Source organism: Streptomyces sp. NPDC001544 (genome assembly GCF_042894285.1).
GTDB lineage: Bacteria > Actinomycetota > Actinomycetes > Streptomycetales > Streptomycetaceae > Streptomyces.
Map to the genome: position 1 here is coordinate 35984 of NZ_JBIAVN010000011.1, position 17233 is coordinate 53216.

Here is a 17233-nt window from a genome sequence, read left to right on the forward strand (position 1 = left end):
GAGACATGATGGCCTGGGAGTGAACACCCGGTCAGGGATGCAAGGGCGAATCTTGACTGCGTGTTGACCGGGCGGGTGAAGGGAACGTCCAACCGGTTCAGGCGAGCAAAGCCCGGCCGTACCAGTCGGTCTTGTCCCGCACGCCGGGCAGGGCGAAGAAATAACCGCCCCCGAACGGCTTGATGTAGTCGGTGAGTGGCTCGCCCGTCAGACGCTTCTGCACGGTCTCGAACTGCCGGGCCAGGTCCTGCTGGTAGCAGCAGAACAGCAGTCCCATGTCGAGGTTGCCGTTGGCGTCCATGCCGCGGTCGTAGTTGTAGCCGCAGCGCAGGATCCGCTGGTCGGCGGTGGCCGCCGTGCGCGGGTTGGCGCGCCGAATGTGGGAGTCCAGCGGGATGACGTCGCCCTTGGGGTCCTCGGCGTAGTGCGGGACGTCGTGCTCGGTGTTCCCGTCCAGCGGTGCGCCGGACACCCGGGCGCGGCCGAACATCCGCTCCTGCTCGCTGAGTGAGACCCGGTCCCAGAACTCGACGAGCATCCGGATCAGCCGGACCACCTGGTAGCTGCCGCCGACCGCCCAGTCCGGCTCGCCCGTCCCCTTGCCCACCCACACCAGGCGCGCCATCTCACGGGCGTCGCCCGCGTCCGGGTTGGCCGTGCCGTCCTTGAAGCCCATCAGGTTGCGCGGGGTGCCGGACGGGCGCGGCGGGTTGGTGAAGCCGTCCAGTCGCCAGCGGACCTGCATGCCGCCCCGGGTGTGCCGGGCGATGTCGCGCAGTGCGTGCAGCACGGTGTCGCTGTCGTCGGCGTGCAGTTGGAGACTGAGGTCGCCGTGGCACCAGTCGGACCGCAGATCGTCGTCCGGGAAGGAGGGCATGGCGGTCAGCCGGCGCGGCCTGTGCGCGCCGAGGCCGAACCGCTCGTCGAAGAGCGAGGCGCCGGCGCCGACCGTCACGGCCAGCTCCCCGGACGGCAGCCGGTCGCCGAGGATGCCCGAGTCGGCGGGCGGTCCGGTGATGCCCACCGGGGACGGCGTCCCGCCGGAGGTCAGGAAGCGGGCCCGCTCGGTGAGAACGCGCATGAGATCGGCGAGTTCCGAGCGGTTCCCGGCGGTCACGTCGAGGGCGGTGAACACCGTGACGCGGCGCGGGGCCGCGATGGCCGACTGCTGGTGAGTGCCGTGGAAGGGGGCGATGGTCGGCCTGTCGGCAGACGCCCCGGTGGGGGTGGCGGCACCGCCCGCGGCGAGCCCGGCACCCGCGAGGGCCGCGCCCCGCAGGAAGCGGCGCCGGCCCACGCCACCCGTGTTGTCGTCGACCGGGCTCACACTGTCCTCCGTGGATCGCACAGGGTCGCCACCGACGCCAGCCGCTCCACCAGATCGCCCAGGACCGCGTTCACGTCCTCCCGCTGCCCGCGGGTGAGACGGTTCAAGGGAGTCCAGGAGCCGCCGTGGTGGAACCTGTCGAGGGTGCGCCGGCCGTCGTCCAACTCCTTCTCCAGTGCCGACAGGCCGGTGTACCGGGTGGCGAGCAGGGGCCTCAGCCGGGACAGCACCTGGCGGGTGCCGTCGATGTTGGCGCGGGCCGTGGCGAGGGTGCTGCCACTGCCGTAGTCGGTGCGCCCGGTCAGCTCGAACTGCACGGTGTTCTCCAGGATCTCGTGCGCGCGCAGGCCGAGTTGCGCCGGGTCCATACGGGTCTGCGACCAGGTGTCCCGCAACCCGGTCACCGCCATGGCCAGCGCCGCCGCCGGGCCACGCAACCCACCGGCGGACTCCTTGTGCCACAACCCGTACTCCACGCGGTGGAAGCCGGTGAAGCCCTTGTCGTGCACGCCGCCGGGCAGCCCCGCGTCGGTACCGTCGATCCGTGCGTCGGCGTCGCCGAAGGCGTCGTAGGCCGCGCCGAGCCGCTCGTACTCCAGGTGCGCCGGCAGCCATGCCGCGCGTGCCCCGGCGAGGTCCCCGCGGTCGATCGCGTCGCGTAGCCGGCCGGTCAGCCGTACGACCTCGTCCAGGCCGTGGTCGACCCACTTCTGGTACCCGAGCGCCGGGGGGATCAGATCGTGCTCGGTGACCGGGGCCTCCGCCGGCCCCGACCGCCCCGCGGTGATGTGAACGGTGGGACCGGAGACCGCGTCGGCGTCGTCCGGCACGCACCTGAAGGCGTACGAGCCCCTGCCCAGGCGGACGGTCAACTCACGGGTGGTGCCCGGGGCGATGCCCTCCACCTCGCCGTACACCACCCGGCTCCCCGGGTCCTCCAGGTACACCTCGGCGGCCCCGTCGGAGGTGTTGTGCAGGTCGAAGACCTGCACACCTGCCACCGGCCTGCCCCACCCCCGGCCGCAGGCGCCGGGCGACACCTCGACGGTCGTGTGCGGCAGCCCGTCCGCGTCGGCTCGTGCCGGGGATGATCCGTGCGTCAGCGCCACCGATCCCAGTACGGCCAGGACGGCCACCACGGCGACGAGACCCGCCACCGCCCACGGGGGTCGCCACCGCCGCCCCGGGCCGGACAGGGGCATTCCGGGCCTCCCGCAGGTCGTACCGTTCGTGATCGCCTCATGCTAGGCAGCGGCATCCGTCCGGCCGGCCGTCCAGGGCAATCCATGACCAAGAGTTCCCTCGCGGTTCACCGACGGCAGTGTGTGGTCAGCAGGCCGCCCGCCCATGGCGAGAACCCGGCACCACGCGGTTGCGGCCTCCGGGACGGCCGGTGGCTGCCGGCCGGGGAAGTCCACGCAGGGGAGCAGGGCAAGAACCGGACCGTGTGCGGCGACTCGCCGCCCTGAAGAAAAAGACGTCCGGATCCCTGTCACATTCCTGCGAGCCGGTCCGTCAGTGCAGTGAAGACGCCGACCTGGCCGACCAAGGAGTGCAGCCATGACGAACCCCTCGATCTCCCGGATGCCGAACCCGGCCGAGTTCGTGCCCGAGCTGAACGACATCAGCGCCGCGCTCTTCAGGGCCACCGGCAACCGCTCGGTGCCGCGTACCACGATGAGCCTCGTCCATCTGCGAGCCGGACAGATAGTGGGGAACACCTACCTGACGGTTCTGAACACCGGCTTCCTGCGCAAGGCCGGCGAGCCGGAGGAGCGCATCACCGCCGTCTCCTCCTGGCAGGACGCCCCGTACTTCAGCGACGCCGAGCGTGCCGCCCTGGCCCTGGTGGAGGCCACCCTCCAGCCCGCCCCGCACGGCAGGGAGCGCGTTTGCGACGAACTGTACGCCGAGGTGGCGAAGCACTACGACGAGAAGGCGCTGGCCACCCTCACCATCGCGATCGGCCAGATCAGCTTCTACATAGCCCTGGCCGTCATCGGCAAGCCGCAGCCGGTCACCTCCCTGGCGGACGAGCAGTGGGACTGACCCCCACAGGATCACGCACGCGTACGGCCGTCAGTCGATCCCGGACCGCTCCACCCCTGCCACGATCCACCGCTGGAAGCACAGGAACACGACCAACAGCGGAAGGATCGACACGGCCGCCGCGACGAACAGCTCGTGCAGCCTGACGACCTGCGACGTGGTGAAGGACGACAACGCCACCTGCACCGTCCAGGCGCTCTGGTCCTGCCCGATCACCAGCGGCCACAGGAAGGAGTTCCACGCGCCGATGAACACGATCGTCCCGACGGCTGCGAAGACCGGCCTGGCGTTCGGTACGACGATCAGCCAGTACGTCCGCCAGTGACCGAGCCCGTCGACCTGCGCCGCGTCCTCCAGCTCCGCCGGGAACCCGAGGAAGTACTGCCGGAAGACGAAGCAGGCGAAGGCCGAGAACAGCGTCGGGACGATCATGCCCCGGTAGGTCGAGATCCAGCCCAGCGACGACACGAGCACGAAGCTCGGCACGAAGGTGACGGCGGCCGGGACCATCAGGGTGCCGAGGACGGCGTAGAAGACCTTGTCCGCGTGCCGGTAGGGGATGCGGGCCAGACCGTACCCGGCGAGTGAGGCGAGCAGCAGCGTGCCGAGTGTCGTCGTGACCGCGATCAGCGCGGAGTTGAGCAGGGAGCGGGCGAAGGGGACGGAGGTGTCGTCGAAGAGCTCACGTACGTTCCCCCACTGCAACTCCGAGGGAAAGAAGGTCCATTGCGGAGAGGTGATGTCCTGCTCGCTCGACAGCGCGTTGCGCAGAAGGAGATAGAAGGGGATGAGGAAGAGCAGAGCCAGCGCGATCAGCAGGACGAGCCGCAGGGCCCGCCCGACCCGTACCACCGCGTCCTCCATGGTCACTCCTCTTTCCTGCCGAGACCGAACCAGCGCGCCTGACCCACCGTCACCACCGCGATGACCAGAGCGAGGATGACCGCGCCCGCACTGCCGAGCCCGAGGTTCTGTCCCTGCCCGAGCGCGATGTAGTAGAGGTACACCAGCGGCGGACGGGCGTAGGGCGGGTACCCGCGGGCGTCGGACAGGAGGTTGTAGAACTCGTCGAAGGCCTGGAAGGCGTTGATGACGAGGAGCAGGGCGACCGCGATCGACGTGGCGCGAAGTTGCGGCAGCGTGATGTGCCGCAGCACCTGCCAGCCGGGCCGGGCTCCGTCGACCTCGGCGGCCTCGTACAGACCGGGATCGATCCGCTGCAGCCCGGCCAGGAAGAGGATCATGTAGAAGCCCGCCTGGAGCCACAACCGCACCGTCACGATGACCAGCCAGTACCAGGGCGGGTCGGTGGTCGACAGCCAGGCGACCGGGTCGCCGCCGAACCGGCCGAGCACGGTGTTGGCGAGCCCGAACCGCACACCGTTGAACACGGACATCTTCCAGATGAGGGCGGCGACGACGTAACTGCACGCGGCTGGAAGGAAGAACACCGACCGGAAGAACGCCTGCGCACGTCGCACCCGGTTCACCATCAGAGCGAGGGCGAGCGAGAGGGCGTATGTGGCGGGCACGATGAACGCGGTGAAGACGAGGAAGGTGCGCAGGCTGTCGACGAAGGCGTCGTCCGACAGCATGGCCGTGTAGTTGTCGAGGCCGACGAAGTGAGTGGGGGTGACGGTGTTGCGGGCCTCGAACACACTCAGACCGACGCTCCACAGCAACGGCAGGTACGTGAACAGCCCGAGGCCGAGAACGAACGGTCCGACGAAGACCCAGAACCAGAGAGTGCGGTTGCGTACTCTGCGGGCGGCCGTCACGACTTCCTCTTCACCCGGGCGAGTTCGGCCGACACCTTCCGCACGACGGTCTTCAGTTCGTTCTCCGGATCGGCCCCACTCCTGATGATCCGGCTCAGCGCGTCCTGGTAGGCGGTCTGGCTGGCAGGGGTCCACAGCAGCGGCTGCGCGTAGCCGTGTTCGGTGGTGAGGCGGACGGCCTCGGCGGCCGCGCCCGCCTTGAGCCTGTCGGCCTTCTTGGCGAGAGAGACGCGTGCGGGGATGTGGAAACCGTAGGAGAGCGCGAAGTCCTCCTGATAGTCGGTGCGTTCGACCCACAGCCACTTCACGAAGTCCTTGGCGGCCTCCCGGTGCCTGCTGCGCGCGCTGACAGCGGCCCCGTACGCACCGACGGGGACGGACGGACTGCCGGATCCGTCCGCGGGGAACGGCAGCACACCGAAATCGTCGCCGAGTTCCTTCTGCACCTGGGGCAGGGCCCACAGACCGGACCACTGCATGGCGGTCAGGCCCTGGAGGAAGGCGGACGGGTCCGACCAGTCGGCCGGGGCGCCGAGGAGCAGGGACTTGTCGGCGTACAACTGGTGGACCTTGGCGAGGGCGCGCGCGGCGGCCGGGTCGTCGAACCCGACCTTGCCGTCGTCCGTGACGAGTTGAAGTCCGGCCGCGTACAGCGGGGTTCCGCCGAGGACACCGGCGCCGCCGTCGTTGCCGAGGAAGAGCCCCTTGGTCTTCTTCGTGGTCAGTTTCCCGGCGGCGTCGACCAGCGCGTCGAGGGTGGCCGGCGGCTCCACACCCGCGTCCTGCAGCAGGCTCTTGCGGTAGTAGAGCAACTGCATGTCGATGACCTGCGGGATGCCCCAGACCTTGCCGTCGTACGTCTTCGGGATGAGCACGGCCGGGTTGAAGTCGTCCTTGACACCCGCGAGCAGATCGGTGAGATCGACGACCTGGCCGCCCTGGATCTGGTCGAGTGTGGGACTGCCCTCGAACACGTCCGGACCGGAGTCGGTGAGCAGCGCGGCCGCGGTCTGCTGGTCGTAGTCGCCGGGCCGCCACTGCACGCTGACGGCGGCCTTCTTGTAGGCCGCCGCGTACCGCTTCACCGCCTGTTCGGTGCCCGCCTCTCCGTACTGGTGGTACCACTGCGACAGCGCGGGCCCCGAGCCGCCGGCACCGCCGCGCCCGGTGTTCGAGCCGCAGGCGGTGAGCAGTCCGGCGCCCACCCCCGCGGCGAGCAGTGTCCTGCGACTGATGGTCATCGTGCGCGCCCCCTGACGGTTCGTCGACTCACGGCCCGAAGGTAAATCATGCACGGTGTTTGCGACAGGAACGTTGCGGCAGTTCGTCCGTGTCAAGGGGCACTGTTGCGCCGACGGGATCCCCGGTGCGCGCAAGGGGGGTGACGACGGTCGCGGCCGCCGCTACGGGGAGGCACTGCCGGCCAGGTCAGGAGCCGTGACCGTCCTCGTCCCGCAGCCGCCGGACGCGGAAGCCGGTGATGTGGAAGTGGCTCCAGGTGGTGCGGAAGGCGAACCAGCCGCTGGTGTACGGGTCCTCGTCGGTGTAGTCGAAGACCAGCTCGCCGTTGTCCCAGTACTGGATGTGCCCGCCGTCGGAGACCAGCCGGACGTGGTTGGGCTCGTTCGCGGCGAGCAGCGGCGAGGTGTAGTCGTAGATCAGCGGCCGGGAGCCCGCCACACCGACGTAACGGCGCAGCCGGGTGGTGGTGTTGTAGTTCGCGCCGAGGCCCGCGTAGTACGTGGTGAGGTAGTCGTAGTCCGCCAGTGCGCCGCTGTGCGCGGTGGCGAACAGGTTCTCGGGAGACCGTGAATCCCGCGCGTTCCAGAAGGAGTTCAGGTCACTGACCCGGTCGTTGGGACCGCCCGCGGATACCGGCGTCGCAGTGAGGTCGATCTCGTACCGCCCCGAGAACGGCCGCTTGAACCACACGGACGCCCCGGCGGGCACGTCGACGTCCAGCACGCCGTGCTTCGCCGTGACGCTGCCGCCGTTCTCCAGCTCCGTCGTCCACTGACCGGTGCCGTGCCGGAAGTCGTCGACTGCCAGTAACTCGCCGTGCCGGCACGGGCCGCGATGGGACGGCGAGGCGGCGGCACCGGTGGTGAGTGCGGCGGTGACCGCGACGGCGAGGCTCACCACAGCGGCGGACCAGGTTCTGCGCATCGGGGGGATCCCTTCGTGTGGACGGCGAGGAGCGTACGGAATCCAACATTTCAGAGCAACGGAAGCCACATAAGCGAATAGAGGCGTTCATCAACAGTGCAATCCAAAAGGGCACCGCCGACGTACAGGTAGTAGGGCCTCGTGCGCCCAGAGTCGCACGAGACGAGGGCAGGAAGGGTGGATCCATCATGCGAACACATGCGAGGCGCCTCGCCGCGGTTTCCGCGGCCGGTATTCTCATGGCCGGCGGGGCTGCGATCACCACAGCAGGCACAGCTGCCGCGGCCGTCCCTGACGTGCACTCCCGAGCGACCGACTTCGGATGCTTCGACCACGACAGCATGCGCTGCTTCGACCACGGTGGGTTCCGCTTCGGCCACCGCGGATTCTGCTTCGACCACCCCGGGTTCTGCTTCCCCCACCGCTTCGACAACGGATCCGTGGTGATCATTGTTCTCAGGTAGCGGTCGTCGCAGACACGCAAGGGAGCGCGCCCGACAAGGCCGCTCCCTTGTCGTACCTGGCGGCCGCCTACGACCGTGCCGGCTGGTTGGCGATCAGAAGGGTGACGTCCGCGGGCCGGAAGCCCAGCCGGGCATAGATACGAGCGACCGCGTCCTCCGCGTAGGCGAGGAAAACGGTGTGTACCCCGTGGGCGCGGGCGTGGTCGGCCAGGGCCCCTGTGACGGCGGCGGCCAGGCCCTGGCGTCGGGCCGCGGGCAGGGTGCCGACGCCGCCGATCTCCGTGGTGCCGTTCGCCGGGTGGTAGTGACCGACGGCGAGTGGGGTGCCGTCGGAGCCGAGGGCGGCGATGAGCGTCTTGTGCCCGGCACGGATCGTGGGGCGGACCGCCTCGACCGTGCCGTCCGTGGCGAGCTTCTCGGCCACCGCGGCCAGTTCCGTGCGGCCCGTCGAGCCCACCGCGGTGTCCGCCTCGGCGAAGGCCAGGCGGGGAAGGGCGAGGGCAGCGGGCAGGGCCGGGTCGTCGGCCGTGAGCGCGCGCAGCGTGACACCGTCCAGCAGGGGCCGCGAGGGCAGGGGCCGGTGCGCGTCCAGGACCATCAGAGGGCGTTCCTCCACCGGCAGGCCGGCGGCCTCGATACGGGTACGCAGCGTGGGAGCCGCCTCGGCGAGCCATTCGAAGGCTTCCGGTACACCGAGCTCGCGCTGCCGGGCACGCACCCGGGCGATGTCGGTGGCGGTGACGGCCGCGGAACACCCTTCGACGGGTTGCGCGTGGCTCGGGCCGCCGTAGTAAGGGGTTCCTGCCTCCTTGCGTACGAACAGCCGTAGCGAGCCGAACTCCTCCGAGCCGGCGAACAGCAGGGGCACGGTGGCGTAGTAGTGCTCGACACGGACGTGCAGCGAGTCGCTCATGCCTCGCATCCCATCACGGAGCATGGAAGCGATCTCCCATTCTGTTGAATCGTGTCCGAACTAACCGCGTTTCTTCTTCTGGTGTCCGGCGCAGGGCGCGCGGAGGCCACCGGCAGCGGTGTGGCCGAGGCCGCCACCACCGTCACCGTGGACGACTCCCTCCAGGGCAGCGGGCAGGGCCGGTTCGACTACCACGGCCCCGGCTGGGGCCACGCGAGCGGCGAAGGAGCCCCGGCCAATCCGTACGAGGGCACCAACAGTTGGAGCGACCACACCGGCGACTCGGTCGAATTCGGCTTCACCGGCACCCGGTTGACCTTCCACGGCGTGACGACCCCGGACATGGCATCGGCGCGGTCTCCATCGACGGCGGCACCGCCACCGACGTGGCGCCGGGCGCACCGCGGCAGCATGGGGTGAGACCCGCCTGAGGGAACCGCGGGCCGTTCAGCATGATCTGCCGCTCGCCGGTCCGTTTGCCGTCCGTCCAGGTGGGGACCCGGCCGAGCATGAGCGTGACGTCACGCCGCCGGATGCGGCAGAGCAGGGTTCTGCGGCTGCTGGACCGCCTGGAGCGGGAGCCCGGAGCGGATCCGCTGATCGAGGTGCTCCGCAGGGGAGTACGGGCCGTGCCGCTGGGCCGCGGCCGGGATGTGCTGCACGGCAGGTGGCTGGGGCACCCGGTGCATCCGCTGATGGTGCAGGTCCCGGTCGGCAGCTGGCTGTCCGCGGCGGTCCTGGACCTGTGGCCCGGCCGCTCCCGGGAGGCGGCACTGCTGGTCGGCGTCGGGCTGGCCGCCGCCACTCCCGCGGCCGTGACCGGCGCCGTCGACTGGGCGGAACTGCACCCCCAGCAGCAGCGCGTCGGGCTGGTGCACGCCCTCGCCAACACGGCGGCCGTCGGCCTGTACGGCGCCTCGCTCACCTGCCGCGTCAGGGGACGGGAGACGGCGGCCCGGGCCTACGGCTTCCTGGGGCTGACAGCCGTCGGACTCGGCGGCATGCTGGGCGGCCACCTGGCCTATCGCCAAGCGTCCGGCGCCAACCACGCCGAAGAGGTTCCGCATGTCGTCACCCAGGGCTGGCACCGGACAGGGGCCGTGGACGAGTTCCCGGTCGGCCGGCCCGTGCGCCGCACGGTCGACGACGTGCCGGTCCTGGTCGTCAGGGAAAGCGGCGGGACGATCCACGCGCTGGCCGAGCGCTGCAGCCATCTGGCGGGACCCCTGTCCGAGGGGACCGTCGCCGACGGATGCGTCCGGTGCCCGTGGCACGGCAGCGTCTTCCGGCTCTCGGACGGCTGGAACGTACAGGGCCCCGCCACCGCTCCCCAGCCTGCCTTCGACACCCGGATCGTCGACGGGCACGTAGAGATACGGCTGCGGCAACAGGACCGCGACGGGCGAGCCCCAGGTGGCCGGAAAGCCGGCTGACGACAGCACCGGCACCGGGGCCGGCAGCGCCCCCCACGGGCAGGGGAGTACGGCATTCAACTTCCGTCTGCGCGGTACGAGAGCTGTCGGCGCACCCATGCAGGAGAGGGGTTGGTGTACGCCCGGCCCGCCACGACGACGGTCGGCACGGTCTCGTCGCCGTCGTTGGCAGCCCTCACCGCAGCGGCTCCAGCCGGGTCCCGCCAGATGTCGACCCAGTGCACCTGGCGGGCGCTACGCCCGAGCCGGAAGCGCAGCCGCAGGCAGTACTGGCAGCCAGGCCGCCAGAAGACGACCGGCCGGCCGTCGACCGCGCTGCGCCGTTGCGCCTCCAGCGCGCTGACCGACCTCGGGAAGACCAGAGGCGAGTGCACGCCTGCGATCAGCACGAACACCAGCAGCAGGGCCCCGGCGGCGCCGGGCGTCCCGCTGGAGAACAGCGCGGCCGCGAGAGCTGAACCGCAGAGTACGAACAGCACCGGCAGGGTCCAAGCGCGCCTCATGAAGACGAAGGCTACAGCCGGCGCCGACGATGCGGAGGGGGTCTGGCGGCGCGGTGCGAGCCGATGCCGCATGCTGACCCCATGAGGTCGTTCGCCGAGGATCCGGCCTGCACCTTCTGCGGCATCGTCTCCGGCCGGGTGCGCTCCAGCCGGGTGTACGAGGACGCGCAGGTCCTGGCCTTCATGGACATCCACCCGGCCGCTCCCGGTGATCTCCTCGTCATTCCCAAGGCGCACGCGGAAGGCCTGGAGGACATCGGCCGGTCCTCGACGGCCCACCTGTTCCAAGTGGTCCATCTGCTGGCGCGGGGACTGCGGCGCTCCGGGCTGCCGTGCGAGGGGGTGAACGTGTTCCTCGCCGATGGCGAGGCAGCCGATCAGACGGTCTTCCACCTCCATGTGCACGTCTTCCCCCGCACCGCGGACGACCGGTTCCGTCTGGAGGTCGAGTGGCAGGAGCGGTCCCGAGCCGACCTGGACGACGACGCCGCACTGATCAGGTCGGGCTTGGCGCGTAGCGGCCACCGCCCCGGACGGCCGTGAACCGCGGATCGCTACGGCCCGACGATCCTGCCGCCCTCCGCGAGCCGGTCGGCTCCGGCCGAGATGCTGCGGTGGCGGGCGGCGCCATGCGCGAAATCGGGTACCGCTGACGTGCCCTCGCGCAGGTCGCGCAGAAACTGCTGGTAGGCGTGGGCGACGGCGTAGGCAGGCGCGTCGGCCCGGGGGTCCAGCTCCGGGACGCGAACGTAGTGTTCCGGCACTGTCAGGGGTGCCAGTCCGGTGGACGTTCCGCGGCCCCCTTCCAGGGCGAGCGGGCTGAGCTGGGGATGGCCGATCGGGGCGGTGAGAACGAGGTCGCCCTCGGTGCCGTTGATCTCCCAGCGGAAGTTGGTGCCCCGGGACATGCCTCCGCGGTAGTGGAAGCAGGCCACCGCGCCGCCCGGCAGCCGTCCCGACGCCACCACCTGGTCCTCGGCGGTCATGGGAACGTGCCGCCCGCTCTCGCTGTCCACGGCCGACGTACGCCGCGACGCCGTTCGGATCCGCAGTTCCTCGGGCTCTCCCAGGACGGAGGCGAGCCCGTCGAGGGCGTGACCGAAGGGGATGGTCAGCAATGTCGCGCCGTTGGCGGCGTCGAGCACGTAGTGGTCGCGAGGACCGACGGTGGCGCCCCAGGCACCCCCGGAGCCGACGACCGTCGCGGACAGCACCTCACCCACGTAGCCGTCGGCCACCAGATGGCGTGCATAGGCGAGGGCCGGGTGCGACCGCGCCTGGAGTCCGACGGCGGTCGGCACGGCGCTGCTCTGCGCCTGCCGCGCCATGTCCTCGGCTTCCGCGAGGCCGTTGCCCAGCGGCCACTCGCACAGCACGCTCTTGCCGGCGTTCAGCGCCGTCCGCACCAGTTCCCGGTGGTGCGGCACCTTCACGGCCACGACCACGAGGTGCACCTCGTCGCAGGCAGCGAGTTCGGCCGCCGTCCCGAAGGTGCGGGAGACACCGTGCACCTGTCCGGAGCGCTCCGCCGACTGTTTCGAACTCGTGCTCAGGGCCGTGAGCTCGTAGCCCGGGACGGCGCGCAGGGCCGGCAGGTGCGAGCGCTCGGCCCAACTCCCGTGCGCCCCCAGGCCGATGACCCCGACACCGATCGGCTTCCCGGACCGGGCCAGCTCGGCGAGCAGTGACTCAGATGTCTTCATGATGCGGCAAGGTTCCTTGTCCGGATGGCTGGGAGGAGCCGCGCTCGCTGTCCAGCAGGGCCATGAGGGGTGCGGCGTACCGGGATCCGGCCACCGCGCCGGCCGGGACGGCCTCGTCGATCGCGCGGAGGTCCGCGTCGGTCAGGGGGACGTCGACCGCGGTCAGGGCCTGAGCCAGGCGGTGCGGTCGGCGGGTGCCCACGACGGCCACGACGGTGCTGGGCGCGCGGCTCTGAGCGATGACCCAGGCGATGGCGAGTTGCGCGACGCTGATGCCGCGTGCGTCGGCGAGCGGCCGCAGCCGGTCGACCAGGGTGAGGTTCGAGGCGAGGTTGCCGGGGCGGAAACGGGGCAGCCACCGGGCGCGCGGGTCGCCTCCGGCGGGTTGCCGGTAGGTGCCGGTGAGCATGCCGTGTGCGAGGACGCCGTAGGCGGTGACACCGATCCCCAGCTCGCGGCAGGTGTCCAGGACGCCGTTGGTCTCGGGGCCCCGGCTGAACAAGGAGTATTCGATCTGTACATCACAGACCGGATGCACGGCGTGGGCCCGGCGGATGGTCTCGGGCCCCACCTCGGAGAGCCCGATGTGGCGCACGTACCCTGCCCGCACCATCTCGGAGATGGCGCCGATCGTGTCCTCGATCGGGATGTCGGGGGAGAGGCGGCAGGGTCGGTAGATGTCGACATGGTCGGTGCCGAGGCGGCGCAGCGAGTGGGCGAGCGCGTTCTTGACGTGGGCGGGACGGCCCTCGATGCCGAGGAACGCTCCGTCGGGGCCGCGCAGACCACCGAACTTGAGGCTCAGGAGTGCCTTTTCGCGAGCCCCGTCGCGCAGGGCACGGCGGATGAGGTCCTCGTTGTGGCCCATGCCGTAGAAGTCGGCGGTGTCGAGGAGGGTGACGTCGGCGGCGAGGGCCGTGTGGATGGTGGCGATGGCATCGGCCTCGTCACCGCGGGCGGTGTGGTCGGACATGCCGGCGCAGCCCAGGGCGAGAGGACCGATCGGCGGACCGTCGGGTCCGAGGGGTCTGGTGTGCATGGATCCTTCCGTGGGGCGGCGCGGGCGGGCGCCGCCGACAGGGCTGCGGAAGGCGCAGCCGGCTGTTAGCGTTGACATTTCAACACTAGGAAGAGGCGCGTTGATATGTCAACACGATCGGGTGGAGCTGCCGATGCCGACGAGCCGATGGACGACGTCGTGCCGGAGCCCGTCGACCTCTGGTCAGCCTTCAAGCGCGCGCACGAGATCGTTCGGGCCCGGGTGATCGCGGACACCGCCGAGGCGGCAGGCCTGTCGGAGCCGGATCTGACGATCCTGGTCAACCTCGACAAGGCGGGAGGCGCACTGCGCCAGAGCGAGCTCGCCGCGTCGCTCGGCTGGGACCGCACCCGCATCTCCCACCAGCTCACCCGTATGGGCAAGCGCGGACTCGTCACCCGGGAGCGCGCCGGAGGCGTCACCGTCACCCTCACCGACGACGGACGTCGGACCATCACCACCGTGGGCCCGGGTCTGGACGCCGCGGTACGCCGCCACTTCACCGACAAGCTCTCCGCGCAGGAGATCGAGACGCTGAGCTCGGTGCTCCGTCGGCTGTAGCCCCCCCGGAACACCGAGCCGGCAAGCCGACGGCTCACGAGGGGACGCCGAGAGGGCGGGCGGCGAAGGAGCGGGCCCGGGCCGGGGTCAGGTCGCCGACGGCTGCCAGGCGCCCGAGCACCTCGGCGCGGCGCTCCCGCGCGAGGCCCGGGTCGCGGAGCGGATCGTAGAGTGACGGTGCCTGGACCAGACCGGCCAGGAGGGCTGCCTGGGGCCAGGTCAGCCTGTCCGGCGTGGTGCCGAAATAGCCGTGGGCGGCGGACTGCAGTCCGTAGTAGCCATGGCCGAAGTAGGCGGCCGCGAGATACATCTGGAGGATGGCCGGTTTCGGGTAGTCGTGCGCGAGCTTCAGTCCGAGCCCGACCTGCTCGGCCTGGTCGGCGCGCGTCCGCCGGCCGTCGGTGTACAGCATCTTCGCGAGCTGCTGCTCGAGTGTCGCGCCGCCCCCGTCCCCGCCCCTTCCTTCCAGCCACACCACGACCGCCCGCGCGATGCCGGCCGGATCGATGCCCGGGTTGCGCCAGAAGCGGGAGTCCTCGGTGGCGACCAGGGCCGCGGCCACCTTGGGCGGCGTCGGAGCGGTCACGTCGGTGATGCCCCGTTCGGCGTCCAGCGCGTGTGCGCGCTGCTCCGCGTCGCCCACTCCCGGGGTGACCGCGAGCAGTACACCCCCGCACAGGGCGCACAGCACGGCCGCCGACAGCGTCAGGACGAGCGCCCCTCGCACACAGCGCCGCAACCGGTCAGGCATGCCACGGCGGCGGGTCGCCTCGGTCACGGCCGCGGCGGCACCCGTGAGCCCGGCGTAGAGACCGCAGACCACCGTCCACCCGAGGGTGTAACCGAACGAGTGGGCGACGAGGATGAGCAGCGTCGCCACCCCCGCACCGGCACACAGCGTGAGCAGGCGGCGCAGCCGACGGCGGCCGCCCGTGTTCCGCGAAGGCGCGACGGGTGTTCTTCGCCGGACCGGAAGGGCGTTCACCGCCGACCCCCGCTCAGCTCTGCGAACCGGCGCGCAGCTTCGCCAGGTCGGCCTTCACGGTGTTGACGGGGATGGCGAAGCCCAGCCCGACACTGCCGGAACTCGACGAGCTCTGATCGGAACTCGACGAGTACATGGCCGAGTTGATGCCGATGACGTCGCCGTTCATGTTGATCAGCGCGCCGCCGGAGTTGCCCGGGTTCAGGGACGCGTCCGTCTGGATCGCCTTGTACGTCGTCGTGGACGAGCCCGTGTCCCCGTTGAACTCCTGCCCGCCGAACCAGAAGGGCCACAGGCCGTTGCCCTGCCCCTGACCCTGGTTCTCGTCGGTCGGCACGCTGACATCGCGGCCCAGCGCCGAGACGATACCGCTGGTGACCGTGTCACTCAGGCCCTCGGGAGAGCCGATGGCGACGACCTGGTCGCCGACCCGGAGGTCGCCGGAGTCACCGAGCGTGGCGGCCTTCAGGCCGGAGGCGCCGCGCAGCTCGACGAGCGCCAGGTCCTTCTTGCTGTCGGTGCCGACGACGTGCGCTGCGTACGACTTGCCGTCGCTGGTGGTCACCCTGATCGACGAGGCGCCGGCGATGACGTGGTTGTTGGTGACGACCTGGCCTCCACCGGTGACGATCACGCCGGAGCCGATCGACTCGCCGGCGTCGGAGGTGGCCTTGATCTCCACGACGCTCGGGTTCACCCTGGCCACCACGCCCGCCACCGTACCCTTCGCGCTGGACGGAACCGCGCCGACGGCCGTGGAACCGGTGGGCGCGGAGGATACGGCGGTCCTGCCCCCGGTCAGCTCCTGCAGGCCGTAGGCCGCGCCGCCACCTGCCACGGCGGCGACGACTGCCACGGCGGCGACGATCGCGACCGGCCTCCTGGCGCGCCTTCCCGAGCCGGACGGCGGGGCCGGGGCGTGCGCCGGAGGGGGCGGCCAGTTCGCGTTCACGGGGGCGGAAACGGGCTGCTGCTGGGGGTAGCCGGTCCGGTACCCGTGACCTGGTGCTGAGTCGTACTCGCTGTCGCGGCGGAAGCTCTCGGTCATGGACAAGAGAGTGCGCCGAGATCATGAGAGTTGGCTGAGTGTTCCCTGAGAAGCCCGACAAAGCCGCGTATGACCGATATAAGCAAGCTTCCTCGGTGCTGCCGGGGGAAGCCAGGGCCGCGCAGTCGAATCAGGCACGGAGAACGGCGTACCGCGCGGAAGCCGAGCGGCGTCATCACAGGCTCACGGGCCTGCTCGGCGAGGCGGACGGACCCCCACCGGGCGGTACACATCCGCCTACTGCCTCGAGGTGCCCGCGGGAGCGGGGGCCGGAGCGGCTACGGGCGACAGCCGGCGGGCGGGGCACGGCTCGGCGGCCGGATCCGGGTGGCCCGCGGGCGTCGGCTCCGGCCGGGCGGCCGCGGGCTCCAGGCGGAGCATGGCTTCCTCGTCCACGGTGCCGGGAGCCGCCTGGTAGACCACCATGCGCTGGTCACCCGTACGGGCCAGCCGCATGACCTCGTACGTGAGGGTCATCCGTCCGACCCTCGGATGCCGGAAGGTCTTCTGCCCGCCACCGCGCTCACAGACGTCGTACCGCTCCCAGAGCCGTGCGAACTGAGGTGACTTCAGCACCAGTTCGCCGACCAGCGAGGTCAGCTCGGGGTCGTCCGGGTGGGCGCCGGCGACCGCCCGCAGATGCGCCACCGACAGCGCGACCGTGTCCTCCCACGGCTCGTACAGCGTCAGCCCGACCGGGTGGAGGAAGAGATAACGGGTCAGGTTGCGCTGGTGCTCCGGCCAGTCCCAGAGCCCGGGCAGCAGCCGCCGGCCCGACGGGTTGGCGGCCAGTACGCGGTTGTACCGGCTCACCACATAGGCGGGCAGCGGGCGCACCGCCTCCAGCATCCGCAGTACCGAGTCGCGGACGGTGTGGTCCGAGGAGACGGGCAGCTCGGAGACCCGGCCGGAGGCCAGCTCCGCGAGCTCGTGCAGGCGTTCGTAGGCGTCACCGCGTAGTCGCAGCGCACGACCCAGGGCGTCCACGACGGCAGGGGAAGGGTTCGTCTCCCGGCCGCGCTCCAGCCGGATGTAGTAATCCACGCTCACCCCGGCCAGCGCGGCCAGCTCCTCCCGCCGCAGTCCGGGAGTGCGGCGCAGGCCCGCACCGGCCGGGAGGCCGACGTCCTCCGGGCGTACCTGTGCCCTGCGGGCCCTCAGGTATTTGCCGAGTTCGGTGCCCCGCGGGTTCGTCGCTGCTGCCATTCGGCCCATTGTGGCAGCCCCGCCCGGGACTTGGGGGGCCCTGTCACTGCCTGGAACG

18 protein-coding genes are annotated in these 17233 nt (G+C 70.9%); 5 read left to right on the forward strand and 13 right to left on the reverse strand.

The features are described from left to right. Positions 1-97: 97 nt before the first annotated feature. Together efeB and ACFY0F_RS25815 are read right to left on the reverse strand one after the other, a co-directional pair. Positions 98-1327 (reverse strand): iron uptake transporter deferrochelatase/peroxidase subunit, encoded by a 1230-nt coding sequence (gene efeB / locus ACFY0F_RS25810; RefSeq protein WP_388798741.1) that lies wholly within the window; start codon positions 1325-1327, stop codon positions 98-100. After that, entirely contained in the window at positions 1324-2529 is a 1206-nt protein-coding gene (locus ACFY0F_RS25815) for an EfeM/EfeO family lipoprotein (protein ID WP_388798744.1), read from the reverse strand. The genes efeB and ACFY0F_RS25815 overlap by 4 nt, the downstream gene beginning before the upstream one ends. Positions 2530-2887: 358 nt before the next feature. On the opposite strand from ACFY0F_RS25815, the gene ACFY0F_RS25820 reads away from it, so the two are divergent. Next, a complete protein-coding gene (locus tag ACFY0F_RS25820) occupies positions 2888-3376 on the forward strand; it encodes a carboxymuconolactone decarboxylase family protein (RefSeq protein WP_388798747.1) in 489 nt (162 codons plus the stop codon). 30 nt (positions 3377-3406) lie between these two features. Here ACFY0F_RS25820 and ACFY0F_RS25825 read toward each other — a convergent pair whose 3' ends face one another. The 5 genes from ACFY0F_RS25825 to ACFY0F_RS25845 all read right to left on the reverse strand — a co-directional run bounded on the left by ACFY0F_RS25825 (position 3407) and on the right by ACFY0F_RS25845 (position 8706). After that, positions 3407-4240, reverse strand: a complete 834-nt coding sequence (locus ACFY0F_RS25825; protein WP_388798750.1) for a carbohydrate ABC transporter permease — start codon at positions 4238-4240, stop codon at positions 3407-3409. Between the two features lie 2 nt (positions 4241-4242). Beyond that, a complete protein-coding gene (locus ACFY0F_RS25830) occupies positions 4243-5154 on the reverse strand; it encodes a carbohydrate ABC transporter permease (RefSeq protein WP_388798753.1) in 912 nt (303 codons plus the stop codon). Continuing rightward, a complete protein-coding gene (locus ACFY0F_RS25835) occupies positions 5151-6395 on the reverse strand; it encodes an ABC transporter substrate-binding protein (protein WP_388798756.1) in 1245 nt (414 codons plus the stop codon). Before ACFY0F_RS25835 ends, ACFY0F_RS25830 begins: the two co-directional genes overlap by 4 nt. A 187-nt stretch (positions 6396-6582) precedes the next feature. Continuing rightward, complete coding sequence (locus tag ACFY0F_RS25840; protein WP_388798759.1) at positions 6583-7320, reverse strand: DUF6250 domain-containing protein; 738 nt, start codon at positions 7318-7320, stop codon at positions 6583-6585. A 531-nt stretch (positions 7321-7851) separates the two neighbouring features. Next, positions 7852-8706, reverse strand: a complete 855-nt coding sequence (locus tag ACFY0F_RS25845; protein ID WP_388798762.1) for a GNAT family N-acetyltransferase — start codon at positions 8704-8706, stop codon at positions 7852-7854. 72 nt (positions 8707-8778) lie between these two features. Here ACFY0F_RS25845 and ACFY0F_RS25850 point away from each other — a divergent pair, with 72 nt between their 5' ends. Both ACFY0F_RS25850 and ACFY0F_RS25855 read left to right on the forward strand, forming a co-directional pair. Further along, the gene (locus tag ACFY0F_RS25850; RefSeq protein WP_388798765.1) at positions 8779-9117 is read left to right on the forward strand and encodes a hypothetical protein; all 339 of its coding nucleotides are present in this window, start codon (positions 8779-8781) and stop codon (positions 9115-9117) included. 89 nt (positions 9118-9206) lie between these two features. After that, a complete protein-coding gene (locus tag ACFY0F_RS25855; protein WP_388798767.1) occupies positions 9207-10130 on the forward strand; it encodes a Rieske 2Fe-2S domain-containing protein in 924 nt (307 codons plus the stop codon). A 56-nt stretch (positions 10131-10186) separates the two neighbouring features. Here ACFY0F_RS25855 and ACFY0F_RS25860 read toward each other — a convergent pair whose 3' ends face one another. After that, positions 10187-10633 carry a glutaredoxin domain-containing protein gene (locus tag ACFY0F_RS25860; protein ID WP_388798770.1) on the reverse strand — a complete coding sequence of 149 codons (447 nt, stop codon included), beginning with the start codon at positions 10631-10633 and terminating at the stop codon, positions 10187-10189. A gap of 81 nt (positions 10634-10714) precedes the next feature. Between ACFY0F_RS25860 and ACFY0F_RS25865 the strand changes: the two genes are divergently transcribed. Then, positions 10715-11176: an HIT family protein gene (locus ACFY0F_RS25865; RefSeq protein ID WP_388798773.1), complete on the forward strand. Its 462-nt coding sequence runs from the start codon at positions 10715-10717 to the stop codon at positions 11174-11176. Positions 11177-11187: 11 nt separating this feature from the next. Here ACFY0F_RS25865 and ACFY0F_RS25870 read toward each other — a convergent pair whose 3' ends face one another. Beyond that, the gene (locus tag ACFY0F_RS25870; protein WP_388798776.1) at positions 11188-12336 is read right to left on the reverse strand and encodes a Gfo/Idh/MocA family protein; all 1149 of its coding nucleotides are present in this window, start codon (positions 12334-12336) and stop codon (positions 11188-11190) included. Next, positions 12323-13375 (reverse strand): aldo/keto reductase, encoded by a 1053-nt coding sequence (locus ACFY0F_RS25875; protein ID WP_388798779.1) that lies wholly within the window; start codon positions 13373-13375, stop codon positions 12323-12325. Before ACFY0F_RS25875 ends, ACFY0F_RS25870 begins: the two co-directional genes overlap by 14 nt. Positions 13376-13522: 147 nt before the next feature. Here ACFY0F_RS25875 and ACFY0F_RS25880 point away from each other — a divergent pair, with 147 nt between their 5' ends. Next, the gene (locus ACFY0F_RS25880) at positions 13523-13936 is read left to right on the forward strand and encodes a MarR family winged helix-turn-helix transcriptional regulator (protein ID WP_388798782.1); all 414 of its coding nucleotides are present in this window, start codon (positions 13523-13525) and stop codon (positions 13934-13936) included. A gap of 34 nt (positions 13937-13970) precedes the next feature. Here the strand turns inward: ACFY0F_RS25880 and ACFY0F_RS25885 are convergent, their stop codons facing one another. From ACFY0F_RS25885 to ACFY0F_RS25895, 3 genes are all read right to left on the reverse strand, one after another. Next, a complete protein-coding gene (locus ACFY0F_RS25885; RefSeq protein ID WP_388798785.1) occupies positions 13971-14816 on the reverse strand; it encodes a transglycosylase domain-containing protein in 846 nt (281 codons plus the stop codon). Between the two features lie 118 nt (positions 14817-14934). Next, a complete protein-coding gene (locus ACFY0F_RS25890; RefSeq protein WP_388798788.1) occupies positions 14935-15969 on the reverse strand; it encodes a S1C family serine protease in 1035 nt (344 codons plus the stop codon). A gap of 237 nt (positions 15970-16206) precedes the next feature. Then, on the reverse strand, positions 16207-17175 hold the full coding sequence (locus ACFY0F_RS25895; protein ID WP_388798791.1) for a helix-turn-helix domain-containing protein: 969 nt from the start codon (positions 17173-17175) through the stop codon (positions 16207-16209). Between the last annotated feature and the right edge of the window lie 58 nt (positions 17176-17233).